The organism is Actinophytocola sp. (assembly GCF_050699935.1).
In the GTDB taxonomy this organism is placed as follows: Bacteria; Actinomycetota; Actinomycetes; order Mycobacteriales; family Pseudonocardiaceae; genus Actinophytocola.
The window spans coordinates 101,282-120,853 of the sequence record NZ_JBOHGB010000001.1 but is presented as its reverse complement, the minus strand read 5'-3'; the positions used below and the strand labels follow the sequence as shown (position 1 = coordinate 120,853).

Annotated in this window: 24 protein-coding genes and 2 pseudogenes; 16 read left to right on the top strand and 10 right to left on the bottom strand. The window is 69.2% G+C overall.

The genetic code is table 11. The features are described 5' to 3' along the window. Positions 1–83 precede the first annotated feature (83 nt). The gene (locus ACRDTB_RS00665) at positions 84–911 is read right to left on the bottom strand and encodes an AfsR/SARP family transcriptional regulator (RefSeq protein WP_431427829.1); all 828 of its coding nucleotides are present in this window, start codon (positions 909–911) and stop codon (positions 84–86) included. 371 nt (positions 912–1,282) lie between these two features. Here ACRDTB_RS00665 and ACRDTB_RS00660 point away from each other — a divergent pair, with 371 nt between their 5' ends. From ACRDTB_RS00660 to ACRDTB_RS00625, 8 genes are all read left to right on the top strand, one after another. Further along, positions 1,283–1,423: a hypothetical protein gene (locus ACRDTB_RS00660; RefSeq protein ID WP_431427828.1), complete on the top strand. Its 141-nt coding sequence runs from the start codon at positions 1,283–1,285 to the stop codon at positions 1,421–1,423. Between the two features lie 3 nt (positions 1,424–1,426). After that, positions 1,427–1,906, top strand: a complete 480-nt coding sequence (locus ACRDTB_RS00655) for an acyl-CoA thioesterase (RefSeq protein WP_431427827.1) — start codon at positions 1,427–1,429, stop codon at positions 1,904–1,906. 50 nt (positions 1,907–1,956) lie between these two features. After that, complete coding sequence (locus tag ACRDTB_RS00650; protein WP_431427913.1) at positions 1,957–2,481, top strand: flavin reductase family protein; 525 nt, start codon at positions 1,957–1,959, stop codon at positions 2,479–2,481. An 18-nt stretch (positions 2,482–2,499) separates the two neighbouring features. Next, complete coding sequence (locus ACRDTB_RS00645; protein ID WP_431427826.1) at positions 2,500–3,030, top strand: NAD-dependent epimerase/dehydratase family protein; 531 nt, start codon at positions 2,500–2,502, stop codon at positions 3,028–3,030. Between the two features lie 16 nt (positions 3,031–3,046). Further along, a complete protein-coding gene (locus tag ACRDTB_RS00640) occupies positions 3,047–3,760 on the top strand; it encodes a maleylpyruvate isomerase family mycothiol-dependent enzyme (protein ID WP_431427825.1) in 714 nt (237 codons plus the stop codon). 323 nt (positions 3,761–4,083) lie between these two features. After that, complete coding sequence (locus tag ACRDTB_RS00635) at positions 4,084–4,404, top strand: DUF6235 family protein (protein WP_431427824.1); 321 nt, start codon at positions 4,084–4,086, stop codon at positions 4,402–4,404. A 61-nt stretch (positions 4,405–4,465) separates the two neighbouring features. Further along, positions 4,466–5,521 carry a zinc-dependent alcohol dehydrogenase gene (locus ACRDTB_RS00630; RefSeq protein ID WP_431427823.1) on the top strand — a complete coding sequence of 352 codons (1,056 nt, stop codon included), beginning with the start codon at positions 4,466–4,468 and terminating at the stop codon, positions 5,519–5,521. Further along, entirely contained in the window at positions 5,522–6,319 is a 798-nt protein-coding gene (locus ACRDTB_RS00625; protein ID WP_431427822.1) for a sugar phosphate isomerase/epimerase family protein, read from the top strand. A gap of 54 nt (positions 6,320–6,373) precedes the next feature. Here ACRDTB_RS00625 and ACRDTB_RS00620 read toward each other — a convergent pair whose 3' ends face one another. Next, positions 6,374–6,562 (bottom strand): hypothetical protein, encoded by a 189-nt coding sequence (locus ACRDTB_RS00620; protein ID WP_431427821.1) that lies wholly within the window; start codon positions 6,560–6,562, stop codon positions 6,374–6,376. 415 nt (positions 6,563–6,977) lie between these two features. Between ACRDTB_RS00620 and ctaD the strand changes: the two genes are divergently transcribed. Beyond that, positions 6,978–8,777 carry an aa3-type cytochrome oxidase subunit I gene (gene ctaD / locus ACRDTB_RS00615; protein ID WP_431427820.1) on the top strand — a complete coding sequence of 600 codons (1,800 nt, stop codon included), beginning with the start codon at positions 6,978–6,980 and terminating at the stop codon, positions 8,775–8,777. 21 nt (positions 8,778–8,798) lie between these two features. Here ctaD and ACRDTB_RS00610 read toward each other — a convergent pair whose 3' ends face one another. The 4 genes and pseudogenes from ACRDTB_RS00610 to ACRDTB_RS00595 form a co-directional block, all read right to left on the bottom strand. After that, the gene (locus tag ACRDTB_RS00610; RefSeq protein ID WP_431427911.1) at positions 8,799–9,503 is read right to left on the bottom strand and encodes a helix-turn-helix transcriptional regulator; all 705 of its coding nucleotides are present in this window, start codon (positions 9,501–9,503) and stop codon (positions 8,799–8,801) included. Between the two features lie 88 nt (positions 9,504–9,591). Continuing rightward, positions 9,592–10,292 (bottom strand): annotated as a pseudogene (locus ACRDTB_RS00605) (transaldolase family protein). Positions 10,293–10,429: 137 nt separating this feature from the next. Next, positions 10,430–11,140: a universal stress protein gene (locus tag ACRDTB_RS00600; RefSeq protein ID WP_431427819.1), complete on the bottom strand. Its 711-nt coding sequence runs from the start codon at positions 11,138–11,140 to the stop codon at positions 10,430–10,432. Positions 11,141–11,430: 290 nt separating this feature from the next. Next, positions 11,431–11,874, bottom strand: a complete 444-nt coding sequence (locus ACRDTB_RS00595) for a MarR family winged helix-turn-helix transcriptional regulator (protein WP_431427818.1) — start codon at positions 11,872–11,874, stop codon at positions 11,431–11,433. 120 nt (positions 11,875–11,994) lie between these two features. Here ACRDTB_RS00595 and ACRDTB_RS00590 point away from each other — a divergent pair, with 120 nt between their 5' ends. From ACRDTB_RS00590 to ACRDTB_RS00570, 5 genes are all read left to right on the top strand, one after another. Next, a complete protein-coding gene (locus ACRDTB_RS00590) occupies positions 11,995–12,300 on the top strand; it encodes a hypothetical protein (RefSeq protein WP_431427817.1) in 306 nt (101 codons plus the stop codon). 43 nt (positions 12,301–12,343) lie between these two features. Continuing rightward, complete coding sequence (locus ACRDTB_RS00585) at positions 12,344–13,225, top strand: slipin family protein (protein ID WP_431427910.1); 882 nt, start codon at positions 12,344–12,346, stop codon at positions 13,223–13,225. Positions 13,226–13,251: 26 nt separating this feature from the next. Then, complete coding sequence (locus ACRDTB_RS00580) at positions 13,252–13,455, top strand: hypothetical protein (protein ID WP_431427816.1); 204 nt, start codon at positions 13,252–13,254, stop codon at positions 13,453–13,455. A 354-nt stretch (positions 13,456–13,809) separates the two neighbouring features. Beyond that, positions 13,810–13,986: a hypothetical protein gene (locus ACRDTB_RS00575; protein WP_431427815.1), complete on the top strand. Its 177-nt coding sequence runs from the start codon at positions 13,810–13,812 to the stop codon at positions 13,984–13,986. Positions 13,987–13,998: 12 nt separating this feature from the next. After that, entirely contained in the window at positions 13,999–14,292 is a 294-nt protein-coding gene (locus tag ACRDTB_RS00570; RefSeq protein ID WP_431427814.1) for a hypothetical protein, read from the top strand. Between the two features lie 4 nt (positions 14,293–14,296). Here ACRDTB_RS00570 and ACRDTB_RS00565 read toward each other — a convergent pair whose 3' ends face one another. The 4 genes and pseudogenes from ACRDTB_RS00565 to ACRDTB_RS00550 form a co-directional block, all read right to left on the bottom strand. Beyond that, positions 14,297–14,593, bottom strand: coding sequence for a DUF3040 domain-containing protein (locus ACRDTB_RS00565; protein WP_431427813.1), 297 nt, complete (start codon positions 14,591–14,593; stop codon positions 14,297–14,299). A 10-nt stretch (positions 14,594–14,603) separates the two neighbouring features. Further along, a pseudogene (locus ACRDTB_RS00560) lies at positions 14,604–16,607 on the bottom strand (pyruvate dehydrogenase (acetyl-transferring), homodimeric type); the annotation flags it as partial. Positions 16,608–16,665: 58 nt separating this feature from the next. Then, positions 16,666–17,067, bottom strand: coding sequence for a TraR/DksA family transcriptional regulator (locus ACRDTB_RS00555; RefSeq protein WP_431427812.1), 402 nt, complete (start codon positions 17,065–17,067; stop codon positions 16,666–16,668). A gap of 208 nt (positions 17,068–17,275) precedes the next feature. Further along, the gene (locus tag ACRDTB_RS00550; RefSeq protein WP_431427811.1) at positions 17,276–18,535 is read right to left on the bottom strand and encodes an NAD(P)/FAD-dependent oxidoreductase; all 1,260 of its coding nucleotides are present in this window, start codon (positions 18,533–18,535) and stop codon (positions 17,276–17,278) included. A 192-nt stretch (positions 18,536–18,727) separates the two neighbouring features. On the opposite strand from ACRDTB_RS00550, the gene fdxA reads away from it, so the two are divergent. Both fdxA and ACRDTB_RS00540 read left to right on the top strand, forming a co-directional pair. Further along, positions 18,728–19,048, top strand: a complete 321-nt coding sequence (gene fdxA, locus ACRDTB_RS00545; protein WP_431427810.1) for a ferredoxin — start codon at positions 18,728–18,730, stop codon at positions 19,046–19,048. 96 nt (positions 19,049–19,144) lie between these two features. After that, a complete protein-coding gene (locus ACRDTB_RS00540; protein WP_431427809.1) occupies positions 19,145–19,570 on the top strand; it encodes a hypothetical protein in 426 nt (141 codons plus the stop codon). The last annotated feature ends 2 nt before the right edge of the window (positions 19,571–19,572 follow it).

Sequence of the window (19,572 nt, the reverse complement as noted above, 5' to 3'; positions counted from 1 at the left end):
CGGGCCGTGACTAATTCTGCTGATCCGTTCCAGCGGGTCGCATCTCCTCGGTTGCCGCGGTCGCGACCCGCGCGAAGCGCCGGTCAGCCGGCGACCGCGTCCGGCACCCACGTGTTGACCATGAACCGGGGGGCGTCGATGATTGTGTCCCCGGTGAGGATCGCCCGGTGCAGCTGGCGCAGCCGCGGCGACGGGTCGACGCCGAGCTGGTCACGGATGGTCGCCCACATGTCGTGGTAGACCTCCAGCGCCTGGCCCGGCCGCCCGGACCGGTACAGCGCGAGCATGTACTGCGCGCGGAAGTTCTCCATGAACGGGTGCCTGGCGCACAACGCGGCGAGGTCGCCGAGCAGCTGGTGGTGGCGGCCGAGGTGGAGGTCGGCGTCGATGCGCAGGGTCAGGTCGGTGAGCCGGCTCTCCTCCAGCCGCATCGCCTCGATCTCCAGCTGCGGACCCGCGGCCACGTCGACCAGCACCGGACCCCGCCATAGCGCGAGCGCCGAGGACAGCAGCCCCTCGGCCTTCACGTAGTCGCCGGCCGCACCGGCCACCCGCCCGCCCGAGGACAGCCGGGTGTATCGCGTCGCGTCCACCAACTCCGGCTCGACCTGCAGCAGGTAACCGGTATGTCCGGTGGTCAGGAGATCACGTGCCACCTGTGCCTGGTCATCCGGCAACGCGGCGCGGATCAGGTTGCGGACGTGCAGCACGTAGGTCTGCAGTGTGCTGGGCGCGCTGCGTGGCGTGCGGTCACCCCACAGCTCGTCCATCAGCGCCGTGCTGGTCACCAGCCGGCCCGCGTTGATCGCGAGCATCGCCAGGAGCTGGCGCGGCTTGCTTGCCGTCGGCACCACCGGGACGCCGTTGATGGCGACCTCGAGGGAACCGAGCACATTGATTTCAGCTCGCATCAGTCAGCTCATTTCACCGATACACCTCATTGCAGAGTAAAGCGGGTAAACGGGTGGCGGAATCTCCTGGAATGCGCCGACCGGCGCCAGTCCCGCAGATCCCCGAAACCGCATCCGGGGAGTGCCGGCAATTCCCGATCTTGCTTCGGCACTCCGCTGGACCACGCTGCGCACAACGGGAGTAGGTGTGCTCATCACCGCTGTTGCAGGCTGGTACTCGTCACCCGGGCGGGCCGCGCATTATCTGCGTGTGCCGTTCGTCCCGATTTTCCGGCCATGAGGCGGTGAACGTGAGCAAGGAGCGGAACGCGATCCTACGCATTGGGTTGCGTTGTCCGGACACCACTTCTCCGGAAGAACCTCGGGAGAACGTGCTCGACGGACGCACGGCTTTCCGGCACGAACCGGACCGGTTCTGGGCGGCCCTCCTCGGCGAGCAGCGGGACGCTGTGCGCGACCTCGTCGCCGCGAAGGCCGGCGAAACGAGGTCGGTCGCGGGAGAGGAGAACTGAGGAATGGCCGGATACTACGAGGTCCGCCACACGGTGGGATTCGAGGAGACCAACTTCGTCGGCAACGTCTACTACACGAACTACCTGCGCTGGCAGGGACGCTGCCGGGAGATGTTCCTCAAGGAAGAGGCCCCCGAGGTGCTGGCGGAGCTGAAGGAGGATCTGAAGCTGTTCACGCTGAAGGTGGAGTGCGAGTTCTTCTCCGAGATCACCGCCTTCGACGAGCTGTCCGTGCGGATGCGGCTCGAGGAGCTGACCCAGACCCAGATCCAGTTCAGCTTCGACTACGTGAAGCTCGTGGAGGGCGTCGAGTTCCTGGTCGCCAGGGGCCGGCAGCGGATCGCCTGCATGCGCGGGCCGAACAACGACACGGTTCCGGTCAGGGTGCCCGCCAACCTGCGGAAGGCGCTCGCGCCGTACACCAGCATCCCGAACGTCGCCCCGGGCGCACCGGAGCCGGCCAGCAGCAGGGACGCGCGATGAGCCGCGGGCGGGCGGAGCGGCCGGGACCTCCCGCCCCGCCACCGGTGGCGATGCTCCGCACCGGCAGCGAGCAGGAGACCGACGCCCGCGCGCTGCGCGACGTGATGTCCCAGTTCGCCACGGGAATCACGGTGCTCACGGCGCGCGGCGAGAAGGCACACGGGATGACGGCCAACGCCTTCACCTCCGTGTCGCTGGACCCGCCGATGGTGCTGTGCTGCGTCGGCCGCACCGCCCGGATGCACGACGCCATCGTCGAATCGCAACACTTTGGCGTGTCGGTGCTGAGCACCGAGCAGGAGGACGTGGCGCGCTACTTCGCCGGCAAGGGCCGGCCGGCCGGGATGGCCCAGTTCGACCAGGTGGACTGGTTTCCCGGTCGGCACACCGGCGTGCCGCTGCTGGCCGGGTCCCTCGCCTGGCTGGAGTGCGATGTGACCGAGACCTACGGGGGCGGCGACCACTCGATCTTCCTCGGCACGGTGCACAGCGCCAGCCGGGGCGGCGGCCGGCCCCTGCTGTTCCTCGGTGGCGGCTTCCATCACCACGGCGGGCCGACGGCGCGCAGTGCCTGAACCGGCAGGGGGTCCACGATGTCAGCGCGTCTGGTCTGCGTGACGGGTGGGACCGGCTTCGTCGGCGCCCACTCGGTCGGCGCGATCCTGCGCGCCGGACACCGGGTCCGCCTGCTCGTCCGCGATCCATCCGCTGTGGACAGCGCGCTGGGTCCGCTCGGGATCGTCCCGGGCGACGTCGACGTCGTGGTGGGCGACGTGCTCGACGAGGTGGTGGTGGCGCGGACGGTGCGCGGCGCGGACGCGGTGCTGCACGCCGCCTCGGTCTACTCGTTCGTCCCTGGGGCCCGCGCGGAGCTGCGCCGCACCAACGAGACCGGCACCGAGGTGGTGCTCGCCGCGGCCCGGTCGGCCGGGGTCGAGCGCACCGTCCACGTGTCCAGCGTCGCCGCGCTGTTCCCCTCCCGGCGGGAACCGCTGCACGCCGGCTCGCCGGTCGGCCATGCCCGCGAGCCGTACCTCGCCAGCAAGGCCGCGGCCGAGCGCGTGGCCCGCCGACACCAGGCTCCCGCCACCGTGCCAGGACAGCATGTCATCGTTCCACTGTAGACAGCCAGGGGTGAGCATGGACACGAGCCTGTACGAGGTGGGCCGGCCGACACTGCGCGGCACCCGCACACCCAACCACGAGTCCTACCGTCAGGTGCGGAAGAACGTGCTCGAGGTGCTGTCGGGAGGGCCGGCGAACCCGACCGTGCCAGCGTGTCCGGAGTGGACGGTGCGGGACCTGCTCGCCCACCTGGTCGGGTCGGCGGCCCTCTCGATCGGCCGGATGTCCGGCTGGCCGTCGACGCGCCCGTCCTCCTCGGCCGACATGGGCGTGCCGGAGCTGCTGGACGCGTGGGACCAGATCGGCGGCGAGGTCGACCTGCTGCTCGCCGACCGGGGCGACCGGGCCGGCAACCTCCTGGTGACCGACGCGTTCACCCACGAACTGGACCTGCGCTACGCGGTCGGCGCCCCGATGCCCGACGAGCACCCCGCGTTCGCGAGCGCCTTCGAGGTACTCGCCAACGGGTTCGCCGCGGCCGTGACCGCGCACAACCTGCCCGCGCTGCGCCTGTCCACCGGCAGTACCCAGTGGACCGTTGGCGACGGCGACCCGGCGGCGACGGTCACCGCGGACCGCATCGACCTCTACCGGTCGATCGCCGGGCGGCGCACCCACGCGCAGATCACCGGGCTGGACTGGGACCGCGACTCGCACCGGTGGCTGCCGGCGTTCACCTGGGGGCCGTTCAGCCCGCCCGACTCCCCAACGGAACCGACGGCTCGCTGAGCACCTCGACCGGGAACCGTTTGGCCGACCGGCGCGCCGCCGCGACCTCGGCGGTGTCGCCTCGCCGACCATCAGGGTGACCAGTCCGCCGAACATCACCGAGTACGGGCGCGGGTCGCCCGACGCCGTATGCCGGTAGGCCCGGCCGAACAGCGCGGTCCCTCCCGCACGAGCGGGACGGGCCGTTTTTCTGGATCTCCCAACGTGCGGTGAGTTCGCCGCGCCACCAACTGACCTTGACAGCGTTACATAACACCCTTACCTTTGTAGTAGAACGGTGTTATGGAAAGCGGCGAGTCCGCCCGAGGAGATGGGTGCGGGTCATGAATGAAATCGGCAGGACGGTCGGCACCTCCAGGTTCCGGATGGAGACAGGCCTCGACGTGCTCGCGGAGTGGGCCGAGACGGCCCGCCAGTCGGAGCTCAACGCCATCTACAAGGCGTTGTTCGCGATGGTCGACGGCTCGCTGTTCCGCACCTACCGGATCGTGGACGACTTCCAGCGGCCGAGCGAGCTGTTCGTCATCGTCAAGGACGACCTGGTGCTGAAGATCCGGGTCAACTCCTTCGACTCGTTCGGCATCGTCAAGATCGGCCCCCGCGACCAGGTCACCGGCCGGCACGGCGGGTGGCACGCGCCGTAACCGGCCCTACACTCCCCGACAACGGGCCGCCGGTGGGCGGTTCGTGGAGCGAGGAGGTCGAGTGGGCACGGTGGTCCGGTTCGCCGGCGCGCGGCGGGTCGAGGTCGTGGAGATCGCCGAGGAGCCGCTGCCGCCGGGTGCGCTGCGGGTCCGAACGCTCTACTCCGGCATCTCGGCCGGCACCGAGCTGACGGCCTACCGCGGGACGAACCCCTACCTCACGCGGACCTGGGACGATCGGCGGCGGCTGTTCGTGGCGGGGACCGACGAGCCACGGTATCCGCTGTCGGGGTGGGGATACTCCGAGGTCGGCATGGTGACCGAGGTGGCGCCCGACGTGGCGGGCGAGCCAGGGGTGCCGGCCGAGGGCGACCTCGTGTGGGGAATCTGGGGCCACCGCAGCGAAGCGGTGGTCCCAGCGTCCATATTGGACGATCACGTCGTGCCGCCGGGGCTCGACCCCCTGGCCGCGACGTTCACCCGGGTCGGGTCGGTCGCGCTCAACGCCGTCCTGGCCGCGGAGGTGCACCTGGGCGAGACCGCGACGGTGTTCGGCCAGGGCGTGATCGGGCTGCTCGCCACGCGGCTGGCCACGCTCAGCGGGGCGCGCGTCCTCGCCGGCGACGCGATCGCGGCCCGGCTCGACAAGGCGACCGAGTTCGGCGCCGCGACCACTGTGGACGTCACCACCGACAGCGCGGCCGAGGTCGCCCGCTCCTTCACCAGCGGGCGTGGCGCGGACGTGGCAATCGAGCTGAGTGGCAACAGCCACGCGCTGCACGAGGCCATCCGGTCGGTCTGCGTCGGCGGGCGGGTGGTGGCCGCGGGCTTCTACCAGGGTGACGCCGTCGGGCTGCGGCTGGGCGAGGAGTTCCACCACAACCGGGTCGAGCTGGTCTGCTCGCAGATCGGCGGCCCGCCGGCGCGGCTCGCCGGGCGGTGGGACCAGGACCGGATGAACCGCACGTTCCTGCGGCTGGCGGCCGAGGGCGCGGTCGACCCGGTCGGGCTGGTGACCCATCGGGTGCGCGTGGCCGACGCCGCGGCAGCCTACGAGCTGATCGACGAGCGCCCGGCCGAGGCGTTGCAGGTCGTGCTGGACTACACGGAGGACTGAGTGCTCACGTTCGCCTGCCAGGAGCAGCTGCTGCCCGGCGCGAACCTCGAGTCCAAATGGGACTTCGCCACCGCGGCCGGCTACGACGCGATCGAGCTGCGCGGCAAGGGCGACCTGGCGCTGGCGAAGCGGCTGCCCGAGCTGCGGCGCGCGGCGGCGCACGGGGTCGTGATGCGCACCGTGTGCGTCGACATGCCGCACTTCATCGGCGCCTTCGACGCGGACCTGCGGGCCGACGCGGTCCGGCAGCTGCGCTCCCAGCTGTCGGTCATCGCCGAACTCGGCGGGGTCGGGGCGATGACGCCCGCGTCCTACGGGATGTTCTCCCGCCGGCTGCCGCCGTTCGACCCGCCCCGCGGCGAGGCCGAGGACCGGGAGGTCCTGCTGGCCGGCCTGACCGAGCTCGGCGAGCACGCCGCCGCCGAGGGCGTCACGCTGTTCCTCGAACCGCTGAACCGCTACGAGGACCACATGGTCAACCGGCTGGCGCAGGCGGCGGACCTGATCGACGCGGTCGGCCTGGCGTCGGTGCGCATCGGCGCGGACACCTACCACATGAACATCGAGGAGGACGATCCCGCCGCCGCTCTCACGAGGTTCGCGCGCCATGTCGGACACGTCCAGGTGAGCGACTCCAACCGGCTGCAGCCGGGCGCGGGCCACCTGAACTGGTCCGCCGTGCTGAGTGCACTCGACACGATCGATTACGACGGCGACCTCGCCCTGGAGAGCCGGCTGCGCGGCGAGCCGGCCGAGGCCGTCGCCTCTGTGCCGGCCTTCCTGCGCTCGCTCGCCTGAGGCCCGGCGACACCACCGCGATGAAACGTAGCCCCGACGGGATTCGAACCCGCGCTACCGGCTTGAGAGGCCGTCGCGACCCGTCTGCGGCAGCGACTCGGCGACGCCCGCGAACGGCTGCGCAGCGAGGTCGCTCGGCTCACCACCGGCGAACCACTCCCCCAAACAACGCCAGCGTCGCACGTGTGGCCGCCAGGGCTGATCGGCGTCCTCCAGCCCGGAGACCTCGCGAACGGCCGCCACGAGCTCGTGCTCCTTATGGTGGCTCCTCCTGTCCTGGTATCTGGTTGGTGGTCTGCGGTCGGGCGGCGACGGCAGACCCGGGCGAGGCCTGGCGGTCGCTTGACTCGTGCGGTATTTGTACTACCGTCGTTTGTATAAACAACTCGATTCTGCCCTCGACCTCCCGGGCTTGCCTCCCGCGCCCGAGGCTCCGGTCGTCGAGCGTCGACTGACGATGCCGCGGGGATCGGACACCAGAACAGTGAGGGTGGTGACGTCGTCACGTTCGGATGTGGTCGCAGCGAGCCGCCGGGTTGCCCACCTCACCGTGTGCCGGTGACGCCCATACGTCGGGAGTGTCGAACAGCGGCTCTGGATCGCCCGGTCCACACCGGGCGGGCCTGGCGCGCGACGGCCGTGCCGAAGGAGGCAAACCGTGACCACCACTGCACGGCCGATCACGACCCGTCCGTATCCGGTGCGGCCGGCGGCGACGGGTTCGGCCTTGGTCGGGTTGCTTCGCACCACCGATCCCAAACAGCTCGGCATCATGTACCTCACCACGTCGATCGGGTTCTTCCTGGCCGGTGGGGTGATGGCGCTGCTGCTCCGGACCGAGCTGGCTCGCCCGGGGCTCCAGTTTCTGTCTCATGAGCAGTACAACCAGCTGTTCACCATGCACGGCACGATCATGCTGCTGCTCTACGCGACGCCGACGCTGTTCGGATTCGCCAACTGTGTTCTCCCGTTGCAGATCGGTGCACCGGATGTGGCGTTCCCGCGGCTCAACTCGTTGTCGTACTGGCTGTTCCTGTTCGGCGGTCTGATCGTGCTGGCGGGTTTCCTGACTCCGGGCGGGGCCGCGGACTTCGGCTGGTTCGCCTACACCCCGCTGTCCACCGGCGCCCACTCCCCAGGTGTGGGTGGGGATCTGTGGATCACCGGGCTGGTGATCAGCGGTCTGGGTACGATCCTCGGCGCGGTCAACATGATCACGACGGTCGTGTGCCTGCGAGCGCCTGGCATGACGATGTTCCGGATGCCGATCTTCACCTGGAACATCCTGATCACCAGCATCATGGTGCTGATCGCGTTCCCGATTTTGACCGCGGCGCTGCTGGGGTTGCTGGCCGATCGTCGTCTCGGCGCGCACGTGTTCGATCCCGCCAACGGCGGCGTGATCCTTTGGCAGCACCTGTTCTGGTTCTTCGGACACCCCGAGGTCTACATCGTCGCCATCCCGTTCTTCGGCATCGTCACCGAGATCATCCCGGTGTTTTCACGCAAACCTCTGTTCGGCTACCGGGGAATGGTCTTCGCCACCATGGCAATCGCCGGACTGTCGATAACGGTGTGGGCGCATCACATGTACGCCACCGGTGCGGTGCTGCTGCCGTTCTTCGCGTTGATGAGCTTCATGATCGCGGTGCCGACCGGGATCAAGTTCTTCAACTGGATCGGCACGATGTGGAAGGGGCAGCTCACCTTCGAGACCCCGATGTTGTTCAGCATCGGGTTCCTGGTGACGTTCCTGTTCGGCGGTGTGACCGGCGTGTTGCTCGCCTCGCCCGCGATCGACTTTCACGTCACCGACACCTATTTCGTCGTGGCCCACTTCCACTACGTGCTGTTCGGCACGATCGTGTTCGCCACCTACGCCGGAATCTACTTCTGGTTTCCCAAGATGACCGGCCGCATGCTCGACGAGTCACTGGGCAAGCTGCACTTCTGGACCACGTTCCTCGGCTTCCACGGAACGTTTCTGGTCCAGCACTGGCTGGGCAACGAAGGCATGCCGCGGCGTTACGCCGACTACCTGCCCTCCGACGGCTTCACCACGTTGAACACTGTGTCGACCGTCGGCTCCTATGTGCTGGGTGCGTCGGTGCTGCCGTTCATCTACAACGTCGTGAAGAGCTACCGGTACGGCGAACCTGTCGACGTGGACGACCCGTGGGGCTTCGGGAACTCGCTGGAATGGGCCACGCCCTGCCCGCCGCCCCGGCACAACTTCACCGAGCTCCCCCAGATCCGCTCCGAACGTCCCGCTTTCGACCTGCACTATCCGCACATGATCGAACGGATGCGCGACGAGCGGTACATCTCGTTGATGGGCAAGATCGTGCCTCGTACGGAGGCGACCGCGGCGCCTTCGGAGGTGCTGGCGTCGGCTGTGCTCATTGATGACACCGACGGCGAGGACCCTGGTGCGCGAGGTCGAGGTCAGGACCCGTGAGCTCATCGCATCGGTTGACGGTCAGGCCTCGTCGTTCGTGCCCGTGGTGCGCCGTGTCTTGGCACCACGGCGGGCCGCACGCTGCTCGCGCGTGGTGGTCAGGTGGGCCAGGCACAGGGATGGCTCGGCGAAGGGCTCGAGACGGTCGGTGGTGACCGGCGCCCGCACCTCGGCGAGAACACCCTGCATGAGGCCAAGGTGTAGCGAGCACACCACGTCCCCGTGCTGAAGCGCGATCTCGCGGAAAGGACAGTGCCGCAGCGGGATGACCGGGTGCTCCGCGTCGCTCACCGCGCCGGGGGCGAAACCAGCATCGGCGAGGACGTCCGACAGTCGCCGGATTCCGTCTGCCGCATCGACCCGCTGAAACGGTGCCGGTCGCTCGGCCAGGTAGCGGCCCCACTCTCGACCGGCCTCGACCGCGGTCCGCGCCGGCTGTGGCAGCGCCCCGGCGACCAGACCGGTGAGCATGGTCGCGAGCAACTGGTAGCTGCGCTGGCCGGCCGCCACGTCATGGCGGCTTGCCCGGTAAACCATGCGTGGCCGGCCGGGCCGCGTGCGTTCTTCGACTTGGCGCTCGGCCAGACCGGCCGTGACCAGACCATCCAGATGGAATCGAGCCGTGTTGGGGTGCACTCCGGCGCGCTCGGCCAGCTGCGCCACTCCCAGGGCGGCATCCGCCGCTCGCAGGAGTTCCAGTACCCGGGAGCGACTCGCCCCGAGCACCGGAGCCGACGCGGTGTCGGTTAGCCGCTGATCACTCACGGCACTTAGTTTAGCTGAACTCACTAGTGCAAACCCGATCGTGGTGTCGTCACGGGTTCAAATGCTGGGAAGGCCGTGTCCGCAGAGTCGCGGTCAGCGTGTCACCGAGCTGGTCCCAGCTGTTGTCGAAGACCGCCAGGCCGTCGACTTCGAGGGTGTCGACAACCGTGTCGTAGTCGATGCCGAGTGCCCGCATCCGGTCGAGGACCTGCTGGGCATCGTGGTGGTGGTCGTGGATCGAGTCCGCCGGTACCCGGCCGTGGTCGGCGACCGCTCGCAAGGTGGCTTCGGGCATTGTGTTGACCACGCCGGGGCGACTCGTCGCGTTGGTGGGCCAGCCGGGCGTTCGCGATCGCCGCCCCGCCCCGGAGCTTCGCCGCCTCCGGGGTTTCGATCGCGTCCAGTCGCCTGTCGATGTCGGTGTCCACCCGGGACATGAAGAACGCCGCCACCGACGCGATCGTGGACAGGTCGCGGCCGGTGTGGTGAGCCCGTTCCATCCCGTCGAGGAAGGCGCACATCACCTCCCCACCGCGCGTCGCGAGTGGTCAGCGCACGCAACGCCTCGCCGACCGCAACGTCTCGTACGGCCAGTCCCGCAGCTGGCTGTCGTAAGAGTCGCCGCCGGTGATCGCCCGGGCAGAGATCGTGGGGTTGGTGGTCACTCCCACCACACGGTCGCGCCACCAGGTCGGCCAGGCTGCCCGACGTGAGCCGGTCGCGGCTGAGGTCGTCGAGCCAGATCGACACGCCAGCGTCGGTGAGGGGTCGGTCATGACCGACCCCTCACCGGGGATCCGCGGCGCCGCCGATGGGCACCTGCCGGCCGCGGGCGGCAGTCTCCGCGGATGACGGCAACCGGGCACGATGCGGTGTACAGCACGCTGTCAACGGTCGAGGTCAACGTTGATGCGGGTGCCCCGGGCAACACCTCGCAACAGACCACCACACCGGGGTGGCTCGCCGCGTGCGCGGTGACCAGCCCACGCAGTGTCTGCCGCGTTCACGTGCAACCGGCGCAGATCCGCCTGCGGCAGACTGGACATGGACTGCACCGTGGCCACGTCGAACACGTAGACGGCGCGCAGTTCCGCCTGCCGGTCTGTGGCCTCGTCGAAGGCGAACGCAAGCGCCGCCTTCGACCCGGTGGAGCCGTCGACCCCGACCACGATCTGCCGGTCCCGTCGGTTGTCGCCACGACCTGCGGGGTCGGGTACGACGATCACCGTGCACGGCGCGTGGCGCGCGACCTGCGCGCTGACCGATCCCAGCCGCAGACCGGGGAACCCGTCCTCGCCGCGGGTGCCGACGACGAGCAATGTGGCCCCAGACGCGGCGAACAGGAGCTGCTGAGCCGGTCCGCCGAGCAGAAGCTCACGGATCACCTGCACCGTCATCGTTTGCCGGCTCGCGTGACGGGCACCGCGGGCGAGCACCCGATGCGCCCTGGCCTTCCGCTCGTCGTCGCGGGCGTCACCGGAGGCACGCCAGCCGGGCGAGACATGGCAGAGCATCACCACGCCATCGCGCAGACGCGCTTCGGTCAACGCCCAGTTCACGGCCAGCACGCTGTTGGGGGAGCCGTCGAAGCCGACCACGATCCGCGCGTAAAAGGCAGCTGCCCTTGCAAGCCATCCTGGGCGCGTTCAGTCGACAGAAACGCTTGCTCCACACCGCGCGCAGCGCCTGGGCTGCGGTCAGGGCCGTGGCCACGGCTGCGGTCGGGGTTCTGAGCCCGGTAGCTGTGGGAACTCGGCGAACGTGTCCAGGCATGGCCGAGCCACGAGGCACCCGGGACGACGACTTGACGATCTGCCGGCTCATGTTCCACCTCCGCACATCGTGCGTGGCTGGCCTCCTTGTGCCGGCTGGGCCGCGATGTCCTCGCTCATTCGCGTGTATCGCTCCACGCCGGGGGCGCCAACACGGCACCCATGCGCCGCAGTTCGTCGCGATGCAGCGCGCTCAGCCGTGCCAGGATCGACTGTCCGTCGTTGGTCAGCTGCACCCGTACCGCCCGTGCGTCGGATGGGTGTGGCGCGCGGACCACGAGCCGCTGTTTCTGCGCTCGGTTGACCAGTTCGACCACGCTGTGGTGGCGTAGCTGAAGGCGGTCGGCCAGCTCGCGCAAGGTCGCCCATTCGCGGCCCGGAAATCCCTTGAGTGCCAACATCAGCTGGTAGTGCTGGGGCGTCAGGCCGTGGCTGCGCACGGTTTCTTCGCTGAACCGCAGGTAGCGCCGGATGCCGAAGCGGAACGCGGCCAACGCCTCGAAGTCCTGCTTGGTCAGCGGTGCTGGTTCCGCGCGTTTCTTCGTCGTCACGACACTCATGACACCACGATCTTCCCTTCACCGCCGCGGCACATCACCACACAAGTATATCGTGTTACGATATACTTGTGCACTGGCCCGATCTGCTCACCGGGCCGCGAGACACCCAGGAGGTGTGTCGTGCTCACCGATCGCGAACAGGAAACACGGCACGAGATCCCGGTTCTGGTCGACTTGACGCTCGTCATGGTGCTGCTGGTCGGCCCGAACCTGCTGACCGGCGCCGAAGTCGCCGACCGGCGACGGCCGCCGACACCGCGGAAATCGTCCGTGCTGGAAGGTCACAGCGCCGGCGAGTACCTGAACGGCGTGACATGGGTTCCGACACGGGAGACCTGGGAACCGGCCGGCCCCCACAGGTTCCGCGGCCTCGGCGTCTCGACCTCGACACCGCCATGCGGGTTCACTCCGTCGGCCGCGGCCTGACGGCACCATCCAAGGTCCACATGTGACATCGGAGGAAATCGTGATCATCTTCTACGTGTTGCTCGTCGCCCTGAGCTTCGGCATCCTCTATATGGCGACAAGCGTCCGGGTCGTCACCCAATTCCAACGAGGCGTCGTGTATCGGTTCGGGAAGGTGCGACCCGCGATCCGCGGACCGGGACTCGCGGTGCTCCTGCCAGTCGCGGACCGACTGCAAAAGGTCAACATGCAGGTCATCACGATGCCGGTGCCCGCCCAGGACGGCATCACCCGCGACAACGTGACCGTCCGCGTGGACGCCGTGGTGTACTTCCGGGTCGTCGACCCGGTGCGCGCCGCGGTGGACGTGCAGAACTACATGTCCGCCATCGGCCAGGTCGCCCAGACCTCGCTGCGGTCGATCATCGGCAAGAGCGACCTCGACGACGTGCTGTCCAACCGCGAGCGCCTCAACCAGGGCCTCGAGCTGATGATCGACAGCCCGGCACTGGGCTGGGGCGTACACATCGACCGGGTCGAGATCAAGGATGTGGCGCTGCCCGAGTCGATGAAACGGTCGATGTCGCGCCAGGCCGAGGCCGAGCGGGAGCGGCGCGCCCGGGTCATCACCGCCGACGGAGAACTGCAGGCATCGGCAAAGCTGGCGCAGGCCGCCGAAACGATGGTCGAACACCCGGCCGCGCTACAACTGCGCCTGCTCCAGACCGTCGTGGAGGTCGCCGCCGAGAGGAACTCGACGCTCGTACTGCCCTTCCCCGTCGAACTGCTCCGCTTCCTGGAACGAGCCACACCCGCCGAGCCCGCCCACTCCGGCGCCGCGTCGGCCGCGTCATCGGACAAGCTCGCTTCGGCCGGAAACGGGTTGCCGATCCCGCACGCACCGCACCTCCCCAGTGTCGATCACGCCACCCCTGTCGGCGGGTGACCCGCAGCTAGCACGAACTCACCCCGGTGCTCGCGGACCCGGACGCCGGCCACGACCTGACCGACGAGATCGATCTGTCCACTGTGGAGCCACCGATGATCGCGCTACTCAGCTCACCGGGCAACGTCGTGGCGGTGCGTGAGGTCGCCGGCCGGGAGCCGCATCAGGTGGTGGTCGGCTCGTCGGCCAACCCGGGCTGCGCGACTTCGCCGTGGTCGCCGCGATCGTGACCGGGCGGCAGGGCCACCCGAGAGGGTGTCCTTCGAGGTCAACCCGAGCTCGCGGCAGATCCTGCGGGATCTCACCAAGATGGGCTCCACGTTCGCACTCATCGCCGCCGCGGCCGCGTCCACCGGGCATATCACCGACCCCCGCGATCGGCCGGACCTGCGAGGTATCGACTACCCGACATCACACTGCCGGCCGAGTCCAGTTGTAACACCGCCAAGCCCGAACCACGGTTGCCTGAGCACACGGAACGGGGTGACGTTGCTCAAGGGCCGCAACATCTCTCTTCGCTCCCGACTTCGCGCCGCTGCCCGACCGCATCGAGGCGCCGGTCGCGCTCAGCTGTCGGCGACAACGTGTCCACCGACGAGATCCTGCCCGCCGGTGCGCGGGTGCTGGCGACCAAGGACGGCAGCGGACACCTCGCGGTCGGCGGCGCCACTACGGCCAAGGGCCTCGCCGGGATCCCGCGCTGCCTCGGGCTGGGGCGGTCCTCGCCATGTGATTCGCCCGCCTCCACTGGCAGAACCTGACGAACTTCGGGGGTGCTCGCACTGGACGTCGATGACGGGGATATCCCCCTGGTTGATCCGTTGGCAGTCACGCGATCTGTGGCGCGCGATCACCACCGGCGCCGAATCACCGTGCGCAACACCACCAGTGGTCAGGCCTTCGCCACCCGGCACCGACTGTCCGACCGGCAGGTAGCAATGCTGCTGGCCGGCGGCCTGATCCTGGCTACGCCACCAGAAGCACACGTCCACGGCGGCCATGCCGCCACGACGACCCCGAGTTCGTTCCGGATGTCGAGAACGGCATCGCGTGCCGGCCGCGGTTGAGGGGTCAATCGCCACGTTTGCGTTGCCTGGCGGCGTGATCGAGGTGCCGGGCCAACGAGACCGATCCCGCGATCACGGCGAATGCCAGGGCACCGCCCAGCGATCCAGCCAGCAGCAGGACAACGGCCAGGACTGCCGCGACGGCGATGCCCGCTGTGTAGGCCCACCGGCCCTGCGGCGGCGGTGTCCGTGTGGGTGTCGGTTTCTCGAGTGCTCGGAAGGATCGCTCGAGGTCCGGATCGTCGACGACCAGCTGACGTTGGATCTCGCGCAGGGTTTCCCGTTCGTGGTCACTGAGCACGACGCACCTCCCTGGTTGCTTCGATCGTGTCGTCGGACAGACCGAGTCCGTCGGCGCCGAGGGACGACCAGGCGGGACCGAACGGCGCGATCTGGTCGGGCACCGCGCGCATCCAGTCCGAGACGGCGACCACCGGACCCGGAGCCTGGCTCAGACGGTGGGGAACCCGGCGGAGTTGGCCGGGGTGGGCGAGGGCCCAGGGAACCGCCACGCCCGAGGCGAGGATCTGCGCGCGAGGCCTGGTGCCGTCGCCGGCGGCCGGTGCGTAGCGGTGCATCCCGGCGAGGATGCCGTCGATGTCGACGTCGTCGGGCTGGGCCGGTTGCCGGATGGGTTCGTTGTGGAGGGTGAGGTAGTAGAAGACGTTCGGGTCCTCCCCGTCGCGGGGTTCGCCGTACATCCGGCGCAACGCGTGCTGGACGATGTGGCTGAGCTCGAACGCGTAGGCCGCGTCGTAGGCGAGGCATGCCGGGTTGGTCGAAGCGATCGAGTAGAAGATGTAGATCGGGATCATCGGTTCGCCGTGGGTGGCGTAGGAGGTACCGGCCGCGGTCCAGGACGCGGCGGACCCGGCCTCGGTGATGCCTTCGTGCAGGAGGACTCCAGCGGCGTCCTCCTGGTAGCTCAGCATCTGTTCGCGGTCTACCGACAGATAGGTCTGCCCGTGCGGCGAGTAGGTCTCCTTGGAGGCGAACAGCGCGTCGAGGCCGAAGGTGCGGGCCTCGTCCGGGATGATCGGCACGAGCCGGTGCCCCATCCGCTGACCCCTCATCAACGCCTTGAGTAGCCGGACGAACGCCACCGTGGTGGCGACCTGCTGGCGGCCGGATCCGTGGCGGGCGACCGCGTAGGCCAGGTCGCTGGTCAGCACCGGCGGTGTGCCGTGCACCGGCCGCTCGGGCAGGTATCCACCCAGGACGCGGCGCCGTCCGTGCAGGTACTCCAGCTCGGCACTCTTGGGTGACCAGTAGTACGGCGGCAGCTCCTCGTCGAGGGCGGCGTCGGGGATGTCGAGGCAGAGGCGAGCGCGGAAGCTCTTGAGGTTGCCGTAGTCGTGCCCGCCGCGCTTGAGGTTCCAGATCTCCTGGTCGGTCAGGTGGTCGACCATCGCGAGGGTGCGGGGGTCGCGGCCGAAGGAGTGTTGACGCCCGAAACCGCCGGACTGTGCCTGGTACGTCTGGAAATCCCCGTCGGGAGTGGTGTTCATCAGTTCGAACAACGCGCCGACGGTGTCGGCGGCGAGCAGCGGGTCCCACTCGCGGCCCCAGATGACCTTGATGACGTTCCAGCCGGCGCCACGAAAGTCAGGTTGTCCAGACCATCGCGGGCGGCCACGCCGATCGCGCCGAGCGACTCGGGCTCGTCCAGCTCGCCGTCGCCGAGGAACGCCCACACCCGCTGGCGGCTGGTGTCGCGGATCCCGCGTGCCCGTAGGTAGCGGTTGAAGCGGGCCTGGTGGATCGCGTTGAGCGGACCGAGTCCCATTGAGACGGTCGGGAACTCCCAGAAGTCCGGCATCAGTCTCGGGTGTGGATACGCCGGGAGGCCACCGCCGGGTCCGGGGGTGCGACAGTTCCTGCCGGAATCCGTCGAGCTGGTCCTCGTACAGTGAGGCGGCCGACGCGTACGTGGAGATGTGCCCACCAACGCCGATCCCACGACGCTGAGCGCGATGCATCATGATTGCCGCGTTCCACCGGACAAAGGCCCGGATCCGCCGCTCGACGCCGGGGCACGACGGTTCGAGTTCCGGTGGGATCGTGTCGATGTAGTCGATGCTTCGCACGTCCGGCACGCCGACCTGTCGTTCCCGCGCCCGTCTGAGCGGGCTGAGCATCGGGTAGCGCGCCCGAGCATGCCCGACATGATCCACCGCGCCGTAGAGCGACGCCAGCCACTCCCCGGTCTCCACCGGGTCCGGGTCGACCAGCTGGCCGGTCAGACATCCATCGATCACCGGCTCGCCCCGCTGTTCTGGCACCATGGCTGGCCCCTTACGCGCTCCGGTCGTCATCAGCGATCCCGTGCCGACAAATGGTGTGTGTCAAGCCAATCGGCCCATTTATATCGTATCACGATATATTGATCGGGAGCCGACGTCGAGGTATTCGAGCGGTCACGGGAGTGCGCCGCCTCCGGCAGGCCAGGCACCACCGTGACGTGGGGATGGCCCGGAGCAGGCTTAGCGGGATATCAGTGCCGCAACGGCGACAGCGGCCATAGCCCCCGTTGGTCACGAGGGCGAGCGCGATGTCGATGTCGGCCAACGCTTGCCGTGCGGCTGCGGCCACCTTGACGGCGACCTCGCGCCGTGCCTCGTCGGTGGGCGCTGCGGCGTTCGCGAGCACGGTGTCGAGCTCGGCCAGCTGCTCCTGACGGAACCTGCGTTGGTGTTCCAGCATGGCGCGCAGTGCTGGCAGGTGATCCGCAAGGCGGTGTCGTCGGGCGGCGTCGTTGGCGGGCGCGTGGGGCATTGTGTCCTCGGATCGGTGTCGCGGCGGGCGGTGGCCTGCGGGAACGGTGCGACCGCTGACAAGGGCCGCCGTCAGGGCGGACGGAGGGGGGTGAACGGGACCGCCCTGACGGCGGGGTCCGTGAGGCCGGTTGGCGGCACCGGCTTCACGGACGGCGGGATGGCTCGTGGCTCAGCGGTGGTGGCGGGTATACCCGGCGGGGTTTGGGTCAGCGCAAGGGATCGCATTCGCGCAGTGCGGCGGGCTGCTTTCCCGTGGTGATCTGTTCCGCCAGTAGCCGGCCCGTGATGGGGCCGTGGGCGAGTCCCCACATGCCGTGCCCGCCCGCGACATAGATCCCCGGCGCGCGTACCACCCCGATCAGCGGGCGCCCGTCAGGGGTGACCGGGCGCGGGCCGACCCACAGGTCGGTGCGCTCCTCCCACCGCACGCCGCGCAGCAGCGCACGGGCGGAGGCGATGATCGCGTCGAGGCGGGCCGGGACACCGGGGGCATCGGGGTCGCGGAACTCCATCGTGCCCGCGACACGCAACGCACCCCGATAGGGCGTGCACGCCACCCGCACCTCAGGCAGGTAGATCGGCCCGGGAACAGGGTGGTCCACGGGCACGGTGAACGAGTACCCGCGCCCGGCCCGCACCGGGACCCGCACCCCCCACCCAGAGGCCAGCCGGGACAGCCACGCACCGGTGGCGACCACCACCGCGTCCGCGGACAGAGGCTTGCCGTGCCGGCCATGCACCGTGACACCCGAGCCGCGGACACGCACGTCGACGACGTCGACGGTGTAGACGGCGGCGCCCCGGGCGGTCACCGCGCGGGCCAGGGCGTGGACGAAATCGCCCGGATCGAGGAAGCGCTGACCCTCGACGCGGACGCCCGCGGTGAGCGTGTCAGCGGCGAGCGGAACCTGATCGCGCAGCCGGTCACGGTCGAGCCCGGTATGGTCCACCGGCTGCCCCGCATCAGCCATCCGGCGCAGTTCGCCCAGCAGACCCCGGGCCTCGTCCGGGGTCCGGAACGCCGCGGTGATCGGCGCGTCGACCGTCGTCGCGTGCACGCCGTTCGCGGTGAGCACGTCGAACGCCTCGATGCACTCGTCGTTGAGCGGCAGGTTGGCCCGCACCGCCCTCGTCCAGGACGACCACCGACAGTTCGCCGCGAACCGCGCGAGGAACACCCACAACCCCGGGTCGGTCTTCATCGGCACCTGCAGCGGCGCGGTCGGGCTCAGCAGGGACCGCAGACCGTAACGAAGCACGGTCGGCTCGTTGAGCGGAATCGCCAGGCCCGGCGCGACCCACCCGGCGTTGCCCCAGGACGCGCCAGCCGCGACGCCGGTGCGGTCGACCACGGTCACGTGGACACCACGCTCCTGCAGGAACCACGCGGTCGACAGACCCACGACGCCCGCGCCGACCACGATCACCGACCGCGGACCGCCGTCGACGCGCTCGCCGACCATCATCCACCTCCACACCAGGGCAAAACTGCCGTCGAGGCCAGCATGACTCCGGCAGCGCGCCCACCTGTTGTCCGATTCCAACAATCGCGGTGGCCGGCCTTGTCCCTCTCCTACAGCGCTCCCCCGCCACCCTGATTCTGAATATTCACATGTGATATTTGTGGTAACTAGGTGTGGGTGAGAGGAGATCGTGCGGTGACCTACGTGATCGCCGAGCCGTGTGTCGACGTCAAGGACCGCGCGTGCGTCGACGAGTGCCCGGTCGACTGCATCTACGAAGGTGCGCGATCTCTCTACATCCACCCGGACGAGTGCATCGACTGCGGCGCCTGCGAACCGGTCTGTCCGGTCGACGCGATCTTCTACGAGGATGACCTTCCCGAGTCGTGGACGATCTACACCCAAGTGAACGCCGAGTTCTTCGACGAGCTCGGCTCTCCGGGCGGAGCCGCGACGCTCGGGCCGATGCACCGTGACCATCCGCTGATCGCCGCCCTGACCCGACGGGCAGGTTGAGCCCACCATGCGGCATCGAGAACGCACCGCAACGGACGAGCTCGTGTTCCGTGACCCCGGCCTTCCCCGTCCGCGACGATCCGATCGAGGACTGCCGTGAGCGCCGGCGCGGCAGTGGCCGGCGCGGTCAGCTTCGTCTGGCTCGGCATGGTGCTGGCGATCTCCTTTCTCGAGACTCCGTTGAAGTTCCGCGCCCCCGGCGTGACGATCCCGATCGGCCTCGCGGTGGGCCGCATCATCTTCCGCGCGCTCAACGTCGTCGAGGTAGTGCTCGGCCTCACGCTGGCCGTGACGATCGCGGCAGGCGCGTTCCCGAGCTGGGTTCTGACCTGGTTCGTGATGGTCGCCGTCGTTCTGGTCGGGCAGCTGGCCGTCATCCGCCCGCGCCTCAACCGCCGCTCCGACCGCGTGCTCGCCGGCGAGAATCTGCCGCGCTCTCGAGTCCACCTGGCCTACATCGCGCTCGAGGTCGTCAAGGCCGGGTCGCTGATCGCGCTTGGTTCCAGCATCCTCACCGGGTGAGG

Coding starts and splice junctions, on each gene's coding strand:
- ACRDTB_RS00655 (WP_431427827.1), top strand. CDS start 1,427: ATGGCCGGATACTACGAGGTCCGCCACACGGTGGGATTCGAGGAGACC.
- ACRDTB_RS00555 (WP_431427812.1), bottom strand. CDS start 17,067: ATGCCCCACGCGCCCGCCAACGACGCCGCCCGACGACACCGCCTTGCG.
- ACRDTB_RS00645 (WP_431427826.1), top strand. CDS start 2,500: ATGTCAGCGCGTCTGGTCTGCGTGACGGGTGGGACCGGCTTCGTCGGC.
- ACRDTB_RS00640 (WP_431427825.1), top strand. CDS start 3,047: ATGGACACGAGCCTGTACGAGGTGGGCCGGCCGACACTGCGCGGCACC.
- ACRDTB_RS00665 (WP_431427829.1), bottom strand. CDS start 911: ATGCGAGCTGAAATCAATGTGCTCGGTTCCCTCGAGGTCGCCATCAAC.
- ACRDTB_RS00595 (WP_431427818.1), bottom strand. CDS start 11,874: ATGAGTGTCGTGACGACGAAGAAACGCGCGGAACCAGCACCGCTGACC.
- ACRDTB_RS00635 (WP_431427824.1), top strand. CDS start 4,084: ATGAATGAAATCGGCAGGACGGTCGGCACCTCCAGGTTCCGGATGGAG.
- ACRDTB_RS00550 (WP_431427811.1), bottom strand. CDS start 18,535: ATGATGGTCGGCGAGCGCGTCGACGGCGGTCCGCGGTCGGTGATCGTG.
- ACRDTB_RS00650 (WP_431427913.1), top strand. CDS start 1,957: ATGCTCCGCACCGGCAGCGAGCAGGAGACCGACGCCCGCGCGCTGCGC.